The sequence below is a fragment of the Daquilactobacillus linshuiensis genome, from assembly GCF_052828685.1.
This window is the reverse complement of the sequence record NZ_CM128255.1, coordinates 317,948-330,765: the sequence shown is the minus strand read 5'-3', so window position 1 is coordinate 330,765 and position 12,818 is coordinate 317,948. Positions and strand designations below refer to the sequence as shown.

General features: G+C 28.2%; 16 protein-coding genes and 1 other RNA gene. 6 read left to right on the top strand and 11 right to left on the bottom strand.

Going from position 1 to position 12,818, the window contains the following annotated elements:
• Window positions 1-205: 205 nt before the first annotated feature.
• Window positions 206-1,372 (bottom strand): site-specific integrase, encoded by a 1,167-nt coding sequence (locus ACUV9F_RS01785; protein WP_446183980.1) that lies wholly within the window; start codon window positions 1,370-1,372, stop codon window positions 206-208.
• Between the two features lie 36 nt (window positions 1,373-1,408).
• Window positions 1,409-1,792 carry a helix-turn-helix transcriptional regulator gene (locus tag ACUV9F_RS01780; RefSeq protein WP_446183979.1) on the bottom strand — a complete coding sequence of 128 codons (384 nt, stop codon included), beginning with the start codon at window positions 1,790-1,792 and terminating at the stop codon, window positions 1,409-1,411.
• A 121-nt stretch (window positions 1,793-1,913) separates the two neighbouring features.
• Between ACUV9F_RS01780 and ACUV9F_RS01775 the strand changes: the two genes are divergently transcribed.
• From ACUV9F_RS01775 to ACUV9F_RS01755, 5 genes are all read left to right on the top strand, one after another.
• A complete protein-coding gene (locus ACUV9F_RS01775) occupies window positions 1,914-2,180 on the top strand; it encodes a hypothetical protein (RefSeq protein WP_446183978.1) in 267 nt (88 codons plus the stop codon).
• Between the two features lie 413 nt (window positions 2,181-2,593).
• Complete coding sequence (locus tag ACUV9F_RS01770) at window positions 2,594-2,848, top strand: hypothetical protein (RefSeq protein WP_446183977.1); 255 nt, start codon at window positions 2,594-2,596, stop codon at window positions 2,846-2,848.
• A 20-nt stretch (window positions 2,849-2,868) separates the two neighbouring features.
• Window positions 2,869-4,686 (top strand): CD3337/EF1877 family mobilome membrane protein, encoded by a 1,818-nt coding sequence (locus ACUV9F_RS01765; protein WP_446183976.1) that lies wholly within the window; start codon window positions 2,869-2,871, stop codon window positions 4,684-4,686.
• A gap of 290 nt (window positions 4,687-4,976) precedes the next feature.
• Window positions 4,977-6,176 (top strand): replication initiation factor domain-containing protein, encoded by a 1,200-nt coding sequence (locus ACUV9F_RS01760; protein ID WP_446183975.1) that lies wholly within the window; start codon window positions 4,977-4,979, stop codon window positions 6,174-6,176.
• Between the two features lie 7 nt (window positions 6,177-6,183).
• Complete coding sequence (locus tag ACUV9F_RS01755) at window positions 6,184-6,624, top strand: hypothetical protein (protein WP_446183974.1); 441 nt, start codon at window positions 6,184-6,186, stop codon at window positions 6,622-6,624.
• A 35-nt stretch (window positions 6,625-6,659) separates the two neighbouring features.
• Here ACUV9F_RS01755 and ACUV9F_RS01750 read toward each other — a convergent pair whose 3' ends face one another.
• The gene (locus tag ACUV9F_RS01750; RefSeq protein WP_446183973.1) at window positions 6,660-7,292 is read right to left on the bottom strand and encodes a restriction endonuclease; all 633 of its coding nucleotides are present in this window, start codon (window positions 7,290-7,292) and stop codon (window positions 6,660-6,662) included.
• A gap of 142 nt (window positions 7,293-7,434) precedes the next feature.
• Window positions 7,435-8,127: an AbiTii domain-containing protein gene (locus ACUV9F_RS01745; protein ID WP_446183972.1), complete on the bottom strand. Its 693-nt coding sequence runs from the start codon at window positions 8,125-8,127 to the stop codon at window positions 7,435-7,437.
• A gap of 34 nt (window positions 8,128-8,161) precedes the next feature.
• Here ACUV9F_RS01745 and ACUV9F_RS01740 point away from each other — a divergent pair, with 34 nt between their 5' ends.
• Entirely contained in the window at window positions 8,162-8,344 is a 183-nt protein-coding gene (locus ACUV9F_RS01740; protein ID WP_446183971.1) for a hypothetical protein, read from the top strand.
• Window positions 8,345-8,545: 201 nt separating this feature from the next.
• Here ACUV9F_RS01740 and ssrA read toward each other — a convergent pair.
• The 7 genes from ssrA to comGC all read right to left on the bottom strand — a co-directional run bounded on the left by ssrA (window position 8,546) and on the right by comGC (window position 12,817).
• Window positions 8,546-8,910: a transfer-messenger RNA gene (ssrA, locus tag ACUV9F_RS01735) on the bottom strand.
• 66 nt (window positions 8,911-8,976) lie between these two features.
• Entirely contained in the window at window positions 8,977-10,164 is a 1,188-nt protein-coding gene (locus ACUV9F_RS01730) for an acetate/propionate family kinase (RefSeq protein ID WP_446183970.1), read from the bottom strand.
• Between the two features lie 12 nt (window positions 10,165-10,176).
• Window positions 10,177-11,190: a class I SAM-dependent methyltransferase gene (locus ACUV9F_RS01725; protein ID WP_446183969.1), complete on the bottom strand. Its 1,014-nt coding sequence runs from the start codon at window positions 11,188-11,190 to the stop codon at window positions 10,177-10,179.
• A gap of 145 nt (window positions 11,191-11,335) precedes the next feature.
• A complete protein-coding gene (locus ACUV9F_RS01720; protein WP_446183968.1) occupies window positions 11,336-11,857 on the bottom strand; it encodes a competence type IV pilus minor pilin ComGF in 522 nt (173 codons plus the stop codon).
• Window positions 11,838-12,125 (bottom strand): hypothetical protein, encoded by a 288-nt coding sequence (locus tag ACUV9F_RS01715; RefSeq protein WP_446183967.1) that lies wholly within the window; start codon window positions 12,123-12,125, stop codon window positions 11,838-11,840. Before ACUV9F_RS01715 ends, ACUV9F_RS01720 begins: the two co-directional genes overlap by 20 nt.
• Window positions 12,106-12,540, bottom strand: coding sequence for a type II secretion system protein (locus ACUV9F_RS01710; protein ID WP_446183966.1), 435 nt, complete (start codon window positions 12,538-12,540; stop codon window positions 12,106-12,108). Before ACUV9F_RS01710 ends, ACUV9F_RS01715 begins: the two co-directional genes overlap by 20 nt.
• Complete coding sequence (gene comGC, locus ACUV9F_RS01705; protein WP_446183965.1) at window positions 12,512-12,817, bottom strand: competence type IV pilus major pilin ComGC; 306 nt, start codon at window positions 12,815-12,817, stop codon at window positions 12,512-12,514. The genes ACUV9F_RS01710 and comGC overlap by 29 nt, the downstream gene beginning before the upstream one ends.
• Window position 12,818: the final 1 nt, after the last annotated feature.

The following is a 12,818-nucleotide window of genomic DNA, read 5'->3' as shown; positions in this document are numbered from 1 at the left end:
TTTCAAGTACATTAAATTTAATTACTATTCAAAAAAGTCAAAAAGTTTATTACTAAACTTTTTGACTTAATCTAAAAAATTATAGATATTTCTTGATGGAGTCGGCGGGTATTGAGTACATTTTCTAAAAAAGACTGTTATATTAATAATATCAAAGGTTTAAATGACTAAAATTTTAACTAACTACCCTTTTAACTACCCTTTCCTAAAAATCAAGGTAATTAACTACTTTATCTACAACTTCTTTACTTTGTTTTTCAGTAATGTGAGTATAAATATTCAATGTGGTCTTTACATCATCGTGGCCTAATCTATCTTGTACTTCTTTGATAGAAGCACCAGCAGAAAAAAGTGCCGAAGCGTGTGAGTGTCTAAACCCATGAACACTAATTTTAGGTAAATTGGACTTTTTAATAATTGATTCTAGCCACTTAGCAGGAGTATTTAACGATTTATGAGTATTATTTCTTGTAGAAAATATTAATTGATTATCTTTATTCACGTTAAATCCCATCATCAAAAAGTCTTTTCGTTGTTTAATTTGCCATTTTTTTAAATAATTTAAAGTAATTTCGTCAATAAAAATAATTCGATTACCTTTTTTAGTTTTTGTTGGTTGTTCAATTTGTCTTCCTCGAATACCCTGAGTTAAAGTTGTATTGATATTTAGAGTCTTTTCGTTAAAATCTAGATCTCTCCATTTTAAAGCTAAACATTCTCCTCGTCTTATGCCTGTAAATGCTAATAATCTAAATAAAGTATATTTTTCTAATTCTTTTTGTGGGTCAATATAATCAAAAAAAGTTTTTAACTGTTCTTTACTCCAAAAATTAGGCTTTTTGTTACCACCGTGTCCATATTTTTTAGGCATTATAATCTTTTGAGCAGGATTTTTAATTACATATTCTTGTCTTTCAGCGTATGAAAATACAGCTTTAACATAGTTAAACCATTTCTTATAATTTACTTCTGTCTGTTCATACCATTTATTTAACGATTTTTGACATTGTTCAGTACTAATCATTTTAATTCTATACTTACCAAATTCTGGCAGAATATGATTAGAAAACATTCCACGTGTTCTACTATAAGTACTTTCACGGACAGTATGGATATAACTTAAATACCATTCTTCATAAACATCTTCAAAAGTGATGTTTTCCTTTGAATGTTTAGTCTCAAAGGAATTTGTTACAACTTTATAATCTAAAATTTTCAGTGCTTTTTCAGCTTCTTTTATTGATTTGAAATTACTACGTGTAGTACGTTTTTTCTTACCGGTTTTTTCATCAATCCCTAAATATATTTGAAACTTATAGGCGGTAGAACCGTCTTTTTTTGTATACGTTTTAATTCTTTTATCTTTACTCATTTATACTCCTAACGCCATCGGGGCAGGCATAGGAGTTTACTCGTTATTTTCTTTTTTATATTTTAAAACAGTATTCTTAATTTCTTTTAGTTGTGATTCATTTAAATAATGAATGTTATCTAAAATATCATATTCATCTTCAGACAAAATTGTATGTCTAATTTCAATATTATTTGCGTTAGACAAATTGCTCTTGTAGTCTTTGTACTCTTCTATGTAAGGTATGTAATCAGTAACACCAGTCAGATATGGAACTGTTGCATGAAGTATTTTAGCTAACCTTTCAGCCTTATCAACTCTTGGCTGTCTCTTGTTTTGCTCCCAATATGTAATTGTAGCCGTACTAACATTCATTAATTTAGCTAAATCTTGTCTACTAAGGTTATGTTCTTCCCTTAAAAATTTTATATTATTTTTCATCTTATTTTCTCCTTAACAGTTGAATTATATTTTAAATTAACTTTAAAGTCAAAAAAGGTTGATTAACTTTAAAGTTAATGATATATTATTAACATAAAAGTTAATTAAAAGGAGTGCTGAAATGGTTGAAATCATTTTAAATGAAAATCAAAAACAAGAAATAGCATTGCAAATTAGAGATTTAATCAATAATGAAATCTCAAGAATAAAAGATACTTCTAATATTAATAATCAAGAATGGTTTAGAAAAAAAGAAGCAATTAAATATTTAAGAGTATCTAATGTAACGTTTGATAAGTTTAGACTTGCAGAATTACCAAGTCATGAGGTTGCTGGTATTACTTTATATAATCGGCATGAACTTGATGAATTCTATTTGAATCATTAAAAGCTAGTTTGGAATTTAGTAAGAGTTCAATTCTCTTACCTAGCTATTGCTAGAAGTTATTTCTAGTTTGTCCTTTGAAAACTAAATAAGTAATGAGTTGTAAGTTATCTATTAAAACTTTCAGACGTAGTGCTTATAGTGAGTGGTACGAACCTAACAGGTATAGTTGCGGATTTTAAATAATCTTTAACGCCATGATGTAATTGTTGAGTTGAAATATAATTATTGAGCGATTATTTATATATAAGAAAAAACAAAAATTTCAAATAAAAAGATGAGCCGTCGGGGCAGGTAAAAAAAACAATATATAAAAAATACCCATGGATATTGGAAGTATCCGCGGGTATTAAACAAACTATTCTAAATATAAAGAACATAGATATTTTAACATTAAAAATAAGGTAGGTCTAAATATGAAAGAATTAAAGTATTCAATTAATGTATTTGAATTAGAGTATAACTTTAGAAATATGAGTAAGCAAGCAAAGAAAACAGCTAAATTCATTTTTAACAATACTTCTAAAAGCTTTAGTATAAATGAAATCATGATAAATTGTAAATTTCATAAAGAAGAATTAATTCAATCTTTTTGTGAACTTGAAATGCTTGGAGTTATTACTTTTAGAGTTATCGAAAGTCTTGAAAAAAAGGACCTATTAAGTGTTTAAAATAGGAAAGAAGGTAATTATTGAAAAAAAAAGTACAAATATTACTTATACCAATATTTGCTTTTTTATTATTTGTAAAGACTAGTCCAGTACTTGCTGTAGACAATCAGTTAGGAAAGTATGATTTAACATACTATCAAAGTCTATTTAAGCCAGATGGTGGTTGGTTTAATTTTGTAGATTCAGGCGTTTCAAATATATTAAACTCATTGACTAATTTTTTCTTTGGTCTTAATAAGCTACTTTGGACAGGGTTTGATACCGTAATTAAGTATTCAATGAAAGGCAATATATTTGGTACTTATGCAGATATAGTTGGAAACATTGCAGATAAAATGTACCATTCACTGTTTAGTTCTGTAGGATTACTTTTTTTAGCTTTTGTAGTCGCTTCTTGTGCAGTTCTATTTATTACTGTTTCACCAGAAAAAGCATTTAAACAGCTTTTTAAAACATTTTTAATAATAATAGCTTGTGGAATATGGTTTAAACAAAGTGGCTATTTTATGCAAGTAATTAATGGTGCCACAACAGAAATACAAGCGGATATTAGTTCGGCAGGTACAATCTCACAAGATAAACTAGTAAATAATGGTAAGGGAGACTCTTTACAGTCCGCAGCTTATAATCTGAGAAGTTCATATTTTCTAGAATCAGTTGAAGAACCTTATTACTTAATGAATTACGGTACTACGAATACTAAAAAAATTAAAGAACGTACAATTGATGGTAAAACAATTGATGAATTTTTATCTAACAAAGTGGATGAGAAAACTTCCAAGGAAATTACTAATAAATTATCTAAAGTGGATTTCTCTAAAAATAGGTATTTGATGGCTGACCAATTACCATTTCATCTCACTGTATCTGTAAATTCTATTTTTCAAACTCTTATATTTGGATTTATACAATCGGTTATATCAATATTAAACCTTGTACTTCAATTTTTGGCTGTATTAATAGACTTATTATTACCAATATTTGCCATACTAAGTATATTCCCTCGATTTAATAATATGTTTTTTGGAGGGGTCAAAGGAATGATGATGGTCTTATTATCAAAAGCTGGATTAGGATTAATAATGCTTTCATTTAGATTGGTAATAATATTCGTTGATGATTTAATTAGCAGAGATAGCGTAGCAGGTTATACTGGAAATCTACTATTTAAGAATATGTTATTAATAACAATAATTTTATTAAGAAAACCAATATTTTCATTAATGAAAACAGTTATTGGTATGGGTTCAACTGCTGTTAAAAATACAATGCCAGATTCAGTAGTACAGGCAGTAAATCCTAATACTGATTTGAGTAAACAACATCAAATTGATCAAAACGATTTGAGTTTAACCCCACATACCTTAGATAAATTAAATAGTGGAATAAATAATTTGGCTGATGCAATTAAGGGTAATCCAGATAATGATGAAGATGTTAACAATGTACCTGATGATAATGAAGTTCCAAAAGAAAATGAAGAAGAGTTAGAAGAACAAGAAAATCAAACATTAGATAATGAAACGCTAGATGATATTGATTCTGATGAATTAGATAATGCTGATGAAAATAATCTAGAGAATGCCGAAAATACTGACAATATTCAAGCTGATACTTCAATGAGTAATCCTGATGATATCAAAGCAGAGATGTTAGAAAATGAAGAAAGTATTGAGAACAGTAGAGATAATGTTATTAATATGCAGGAATATCAAAATCTAACGGCATTAGATTATCAAAGTGAAAATGGTTTCCAATCATTAGAAGAGACTACACCACCCGAGCAATTTGATAAAGAAGCATTTCAAAAAGAACTTATACAACTTCGCAACGCATAATAACCATTCGACGATAAAAATACATAAAGTGAGTTAGCGAGTGTCGAAGCGTAAGCACGGCATTAAGCCGTGTGAGACTCACTTTATGAATGGAGTGCGGAGTGTCGTAGCACGGAATGGTAATTTTTGAAGTCGCAAGCGGAGGCGAACTTTGTTCGCTGACGCTAATTTAGACCCCCTGTTATTAACAAGGGGGTCTGGTGACAATTATTCCTCATAGGTTATAGCTTAAAAAGTTAATATAAAGGGATTTTAATACAAAATTTATTAGCAACATTTGTAGCTAATAAATGTTACTAAAAAAGGACGTGATGATAATAAAGGTTTCAAAAGAGTTAGAGGCATATAGAATTAGGAATAACTATACGCAAAAAGAAATGTCTAATTTATTAGAAGTTAGTCGTAGTTATTATAATCAAATAGAAAATAATAAAAAAAATTTATCAGATGAAGTTATGAAGAAAATTTATGGGCTTATGCCATACTTAAAAAGTGGAAATAAAATGAACTGTATTTATGATTATATAAGAATTCGTATTGATGATATTCAACCAGAGTTAGTTATTGATAATATTTTGGGATTAAATCATAAAATGTTTTTTAAAGAAAAGAATGGATTTTATGGGTATAATTCAATGTATACCTTAGAAAATATAAAAGTAATGTATGATGAGCCTAAGTTAACTAATAAGGGTGTTCTAATTTTAATGACCGGTCAAGGTTGTAGAGAGTTTGAAAAATATTTAGTATTTCAAAATTCTGAATGGTATCATTTTTTTAATAAGTGCTTTTCTGTCAATGGGGTATTTAAAAGAATTGATTTAGCAATTAATGATTATTATAGATTTTTAGATATTTCAAAATTAATTAGTAAAGTAGAAGATGGAGAGTGTATTTCAAAATTTAGAACTGTTAATACAAATGGGACTATTAATTCCGATGGAAAAAGTCGTGGTAAGACATTATATTTTGGATCTCCCCAATCAAACATGAGAGTTGTTTTTTATGAAAAAGATTATGAACAGTCTGAAAAACTAAAGATATCTCGTGATTTAATTGAAATAAAAAATCGTTATGAATTGAGATTTATGGACGATTATGCGCAAGACTTAATATCAAAGCTAATGCTAACACGTGATGAATTGCAAACTGCAAAAAATATTTTAAGTACGTATATAAGTTTTCGTGATAAAAGAAGTACTAATAAAAAATACTGGCCCTTAAATATTGAATGGGACGCATTTTTAGGAGAAGTTGCTAAGCTGAAGCTTGAGATGAAACCTAAAGAAGATATTTATGAGACAAGTGTTAATCATATGGCTTATCAATATGGTTCTACTTTGAAAATGGTTAAAGAATTAGACAATACTTTGGGAACAGATACATTTTCAAATATTATTGATAGTGCTGAAATGAAAGAAAAACAATATCATATGTTAAAAATTAAATTAGCCTCTGTTAGTGATATTGTTTTAAAGAAAGGAAATTAATTTGTTTATGAAAAAACAATTTATGAAAGATATGATAATTAAGGGATTATACTTCTATGTGCCAATTTGTTTTTTTATTACAATTTCATTTAAAGCTTGGACAGATACATACATATATCCCAAATTTACAATATATTTATTTATCATTATTTTATTAATGTTGCCATTTAGCTGGTTCTCAATAGGAAAACTTTATCACAAAAAATCAAGTAAAAGATTTTTTGAAAAAAACAGGTTTTCAACAAAATATAGTAAAGTAATGATAAGAGTAGGACATAATGGGTTTGTACCAGGTTATAAAAAAAGTGTTTCTACTAATATAGGAACTAATCTATTTAAAATATTTTTAATTTTTATGTTTAGTGGATTTGTACTACCTTTTACATTTATCCTTGGTCCAACTGGAGTATATTATTTCATTAAAGATTATAAAGCATTAACAAACTAAAAAGAGTACTGGTCAATCTGATCAGTACTCTTTTTTTAATTATCGCTTACTATTTTATAATTATCTTTATTAAAAAACTTCATTCCACAATCTAAACAATGCATGTATGTATCACTAACTTTAATTGTATTTAATTTTTCAACTTGCAATGTATATATCATTTTTCCATTACATTCAGCTCTTCTACAGTTTTCTAACACTTCGATTGACTTATAATAATCACCCATTGAAACATTTTCATAATACTTAGACATCAATTGAAACAGTTGCTTTCGGTCTATTAAAGTTATTCTCTCACTATTTTTAGCGTATTCTTTAGCTTCGTCAGAAAAGTACCCTCTATCTACATATATAAATCCATCATAAACCTTTTTTGTAATTCTATTTAATAGAGCTAATGTATGGCTACCCATTTCTACTGCCTTAGCCTGTTCTTGATTAACTCCAGTTAGTCCAACTCTTACACTATAGTATTTATTATTTTTTACTACAGTCAATGTACTAGTTTCCAAATCAAAAATAGTTTTATATCCCATTTTTTTAAAGATATCATTCAATAAATTCAAAGTAGAATATGTAGCTTCGTCTGTAATAATATCCATATTTTCTAAAAACTTTGTTACTATTTTTTCTTCTTTATATCCTTTAATAGATATCGTATCAACCATAATAAAAAGCTCCTTTTTTAACTATATTAAATATAATTAAAAAAAGAGCCAGTTACAACTATAGCTTATTTGACTTATTTTCTCAAACTCCCTATAAAATTAATATAGATTATACTTTTATTACTAATGATAAATAAAAAAATCATTTAATTATTTTTTTTAAGAAACCTAATTTTGATTTTTTTATTGTATTATTGTCACCAATTTTAATAGAATCTCCAAAAATAATTTTTTCGATATTTATATTTAGTTTCTTAATTTCTTTTACATTCTCTTTAATTTCATCTTTTACATCTAATTTATTAATAGATTCGACAGAAAATTGGTTTTCTAATTTTTGAATTATTTCAATAAGTTTATTTTTTATTTCTGAAATAATTTCATTTAGTCTAGATGCATCTACTTCTGATACTGCAGAACTAAGTTGTAATTTTTCCGAAGAAATTGAATACAATAATTCAGTTGGAACTGGCACTCCTATTTTTTCATTATTTGCCATGGTTGAAACTATAACACTGATAGAATCACTTATTTTTAAATCCTCTAAACTTTCAATTATATCTTTCTCCAACGTTGTTATTTTCAAAGGAACTAGGGAATGTGTATACTGTGTATTATAATTAACTACGAAATTACCATATATATATCCATGTAAATGGCGATATTTAGGTAATTCTTCTCCATTAGGATACCCCGTCAATTCATTATTCAACCAATTTTGAATATTTTCAGAATTAGGAATATCTGATATTATTACTTTTAATCTAAGCATTACATTTTCTATATCTGGATTTTTAGATAATACATCGATTAATAAATCACTTCTTTTAGACATAAATATTAGACCTTTCATATTAAGCAGGGATATCATGAAAAAATTAAGAATAAATATTGGTAATAACAATAAAATTAATCAATCTCAAATAGGTTATTTCAATGATTCAAAAAAACAAAATTCAAAAAAAATTTTAAAATGGATTATAGGAATAATTGGTAGCATTATTGCTGGAATTATTGTTGCCATATTTTCAAAATTCTTTAATTTAAAATAATTGTATTATTATTTTTGTCAAAAAAAGGAAAATAATTTATTTTCCTTTACTGCCCCGATGGTTAAATTTATTAACTACCCGTTTAACTACCCGTTTAACTACCCTTTTTATCAAAAACAATGAAATCATTTGAAATTCAAGAAACAGTAAAAGCTATTATATCAATGTTTTATCATCATATAACAGTCTTTAAAATACGCCCAATGGAGTCGGCGGGAGTCGAACCCGCGTCCAAGCATAACGCTATGTAAACCTCTACACTCATAGTTGTGCTACTTAAACTTCGCCACTATGTACGCCACACAACCAGGCAAGCCATAATGGCTATCCTGATCAGTCTCTTTTTAATTATTCAGAATGCATAATTAAACGTAGTCCCATTCTTTAGGACCCATGACTGAACCTGGGACGAATTCAGATGGATCACGTAGTGCTGGTTATTAAGCAGCTACTGCGTAAGAGTTATTATTTTTTGCAGTTATAATTAAACTGTGTCCTTTTAACGTAGTGGACACTACGAAGTGCAGTTCACACGCTATTACACATGTCGAATCCTTAACGACCCCGAATTCACTTTAATATTGTAACGTTAATTAAAACTTAGAGCAAACAAAAAAAGCCCAAAAGGCTTTTTATTTTGTTAATCTAACAACATCTCTAACAATCATTAATTCTTCATCTGTTGGTATCATTAAAACATCTACTTTTGAATCGTCAGCACTTATTACTCGTGGACCATTACCGGTCTCATTACGTTCTTTATCCATTTTCATACCAACATATTTAAAGTTATCAATAACTGCCTGTCTAATTTGTGGATTATGTTCGCCCATTCCGGCTGTGAATACAACTGCATCCACACCACCCAGTAAGGCAATGTATGATCCAACATATTTAACCAATCGATTAATAAAAATATCAATAGCCAATTGAGCTCTAGGATTATCATCCTTAGCTGCAAGTAAATCACGCATATCAGGAGATACCCCCGATATACCTAGTAATCCTGATTTATTATTTAAAATATCAATCATTTCTTCCGGATCTTTAATTCCTTCTTTTTCCATTAAATAAGCAACTAAAGAAGCATCAATATCTCCTGAACGTGAGCTCATAGTTACACCTGCTAATGGCGTGAACCCCATTGAAGTGTCAACAGATTTACCACCATCTATAGCAGTAATAGAAACCCCACTACCAATATGCATAGTAATCATTTTTAAGTCTTCTAACGGCTTATTAAGAACTTCAGCAGCTTTCATAGAAACATATTTATGTGAGGTACCATGGGCTCCAAATTTTCTAACTCCATACTTTTCATAGTACTCATAAGGAATACTGTAAAGGTAATTTTCTTTAGACATTGAAGTATGAAATGCTGTATCAAAAACAGCAACTTGAGAAGCATTTGGCAAAATCTTCATAAATGACTCAATCCCTTTAAGTTCGGCTGGATTATGAAGTGGTGCAAATTCTGCATATTTTTCAATACCTTCAAGAACTTTTTGATCTACTACAACGGAGTCTGTATATTCACTTCCACCAGATACGACACGATGTCCTACACCTTGTATTTCTTCAATATTTTGTAGTACACCCATATCAATAAGATTATCTAACAACATATTAACAGCTTGTTCATGAGACTTTATATCTTCATTTATTTCACGTTTATCTCCATTGTATTTAATAGTAAATACAGAACCCGGTAAGCCTAGTCTATCAACCATACCTTCAGCTAACACACTTTCAGATGGAACTTCATATAATTTCCATTTTAATGTTGAACTACCAGAATTTACAGATAATATTTTACTCAAGATGATCACTCCCTATTTAAAATTTGTCTCAGCCCATTTTTTTATTTCTGACTCAAATCTTTTAACCAGTTTTATATCTTTTAACGAGGGAATTTCTCCCATCAAAACATTTTGAACTTGATTAGCACCATCACCATGTTTTTGTAAAATGACTAATGATTTTTGTGCAGACTTTGAGTGAAACATGTCAGTTGGAAAACTTAGGACTCCCTGTAAGTATACATTTGAAACCATCCACTTGGCTAGGCTTTCAGACTGATTTGTTTCAAATATTTCACTTGGTACTATAAATAGTCCAAAACCACCATTTTTTAAATGTTTCATTGAATTTTCAATTAATAAATGGTGAGCATATGATTTTCCACTTTTTGACTTAGTTTCAAATTTATCTAATCCTTCTTCCATTGGATAATATCCGACTGGTAAGTCAGCTATTACAAAATCAAGGTCAGATACGGGCCACATTGAAACAGAATCTTGATGATATAACTCCAAGTTAGTATCTATCAATTGTGAATAAGAATCTGCAACACTTAATAATGAATCATCATTATCAATTCCAATACCTGTTAATTTAGTATCTGTGGTACTTTCAATATTATTTATTAACTGCAACATTAAATTCCCATTTCCAATTACCGGATCAAGAAGACTTGTACTCTTGACATTCAATGAAACAATTAGTTCGTGTAGTACTATACTAGTTATCATAGCTACAGAACTTGGTGTCATTAATTTATTTACTTCTGTATTATCATCTTGTTCTGCCTTTAAAATTGCTAACTGCATAACATTAAAAATATTTTCTTTAGTAAATCCACTTAAACTCATATCGTTATAGAGTTTTTCTAATTTATCAACTGTTTTTTTATCTGGAGCGCCATTTTCAACAAATACTTCACCAGTTAATAAATCGTGAATATTTTCAGATAACGCATCATGATTACTTACTTGTAAGGAATCTTTTAAAATAGTAGTCGTTGCCACCAATTGCTTAAATAACTGTTCAATTTTTTCTTCTGCCATAAATATCCCTCATATTTCTTACTATGTAATTTTACAAATAAAAAAATAGTATTACAAGTAACTTATCCAGGTTTATTTATTTTCTAATATTGAATTTATTTTTCTTTGATATGACTTATCTAACTGCTGAATATTAGTAATCTCATTATAAAATGATTTTACTTTTATTAACAAACAACCTGTCGTTAACTGTAAAACCATTACTGAAACCAGTAAAACTGATGCTTTTGTTTTTAATCTTAAAAATTTGTTCAAAAATTTTGCCATTTGTTCTAACTACCTTCATACATAAAAATCCGTCCTTGCATTTAAATGAGACTTGATTTACATCATTAAGTACCGGCATATGTCCTGATGATGATCCACTAATCCTTAGCATCTTTTTATACTTCCCTAGTTCATAAATCTTTTGGGGTTCTTTATAATCAGAACTCGTTTTAAAGACTAACTTTCTATTATCTAACTCAACTATTTCAGAATTATTTATCATATTACTTAATTTCATCATAGAACTATGCCAATTAATTACTTCTAAAGATTCACGAGTCATTACTTTCTTTGTAAAAAAAATTTCATTATAAATAGTAGAAAAACAAATACCACAAATAAATAAGTAAATTAACATTTCATATAAAATAAAACCTTTACTATCTTTTTTTAATTTCAAAAACAGAACCTCTATTAATGTTTCTAATAAAATATTTATTATTTTTTTCAATTAATTGATACACTTCATTATTAATTTTTAAAGATTTTATATCAGAGTCATTCATTTCAATAAAAGATAAATGAGCATTAACCTTATCTTTTTGTTTATCAGAAAATTGATTCATATTTTGAAATGAAATTACTAAAACTAAACAACTCATTATTGTTATTGTCAATCCAACTAATGCTTCAGGTATAATGAATCCCTTAGTCAACAATAATTTCACCCCAATCCATCTGCACTTTAAATTTTAATAATTTATTTGTATCTAAATCCCGTATTGCCATTGTAAATGGACGAACCGTACCATCACTTCCAATCTTTACAGTGCCTGATGATTCTAAATAAAAATTCTTAGGAACGATTATTTTCTTTTTCCAAATTGAATTTTTAAAAGTTATATCCTGAGTAGTTTTATTCAGATGCACAAGTATCGTAGCTTGATTTATTTTTGAATTAACTAACGAATAATTCCAATTTGACTTGAACTCACTAATAAAAGTTGATTTAGATAGATTATTATTAAATTTAGAATAAGAATTCATTGGGATAGCAAATATTAAAGTAAGTATAAACAATGCTACTGTTGTCTCAATTAAAGTAAAACCATTTCTATTTACCTTTTTCGACTGTTCCATCATGAATCGTTATTCCTTTTTCATTTGCGTGCTTTAATTGTTTTTCAGAAATATAGTGTTCCTTAGCCAATTGTTCTAAACTAGGAGTACCATCTCCCTCGTATAAGTCGGCTTGCCCTTGTATTGTTGTAATAAATGCCTCATCAGTTTTGTTTGTCGCATGTGATTTTTGTTGAGAGATATTAGGTATTATTATCAATAATAATAAAGAAATTATAAAAATCACAAAAACCATTTCGATGAGGGTGAAGCCGGACCTTCTTTTCAAATTTTTCTTCATT

Bases quoted from the DNA above. Each gene is read 5' to 3' on its own strand.
- ACUV9F_RS01785 (WP_446183980.1), bottom strand. From the start codon at position 1,372: ATGAGTAAAGATAAAAGAATTAAAACGTATACAAAAAAAGACGGTTCT.
- ACUV9F_RS01780 (WP_446183979.1), bottom strand. From the start codon at position 1,792: ATGAAAAATAATATAAAATTTTTAAGGGAAGAACATAACCTTAGTAGA.
- ACUV9F_RS01775 (WP_446183978.1), top strand. From the start codon at position 1,914: ATGGTTGAAATCATTTTAAATGAAAATCAAAAACAAGAAATAGCATTG.
- ACUV9F_RS01770 (WP_446183977.1), top strand. From the start codon at position 2,594: ATGAAAGAATTAAAGTATTCAATTAATGTATTTGAATTAGAGTATAAC.
- ACUV9F_RS01760 (WP_446183975.1), top strand. From the start codon at position 4,977: ATGTTACTAAAAAAGGACGTGATGATAATAAAGGTTTCAAAAGAGTTA.
- ACUV9F_RS01755 (WP_446183974.1), top strand. From the start codon at position 6,184: ATGAAAAAACAATTTATGAAAGATATGATAATTAAGGGATTATACTTC.
- ACUV9F_RS01750 (WP_446183973.1), bottom strand. From the start codon at position 7,292: ATGGTTGATACGATATCTATTAAAGGATATAAAGAAGAAAAAATAGTA.
- ACUV9F_RS01745 (WP_446183972.1), bottom strand. From the start codon at position 8,127: ATGTCTAAAAGAAGTGATTTATTAATCGATGTATTATCTAAAAATCCA.
- ACUV9F_RS01740 (WP_446183971.1), top strand. From the start codon at position 8,162: ATGAAAAAATTAAGAATAAATATTGGTAATAACAATAAAATTAATCAA.
- ACUV9F_RS01725 (WP_446183969.1), bottom strand. From the start codon at position 11,190: ATGGCAGAAGAAAAAATTGAACAGTTATTTAAGCAATTGGTGGCAACG.
- ACUV9F_RS01710 (WP_446183966.1), bottom strand. From the start codon at position 12,540: ATGATGGAACAGTCGAAAAAGGTAAATAGAAATGGTTTTACTTTAATT.
- comGC (WP_446183965.1), bottom strand. From the start codon at position 12,817: ATGAAGAAAAATTTGAAAAGAAGGTCCGGCTTCACCCTCATCGAAATG.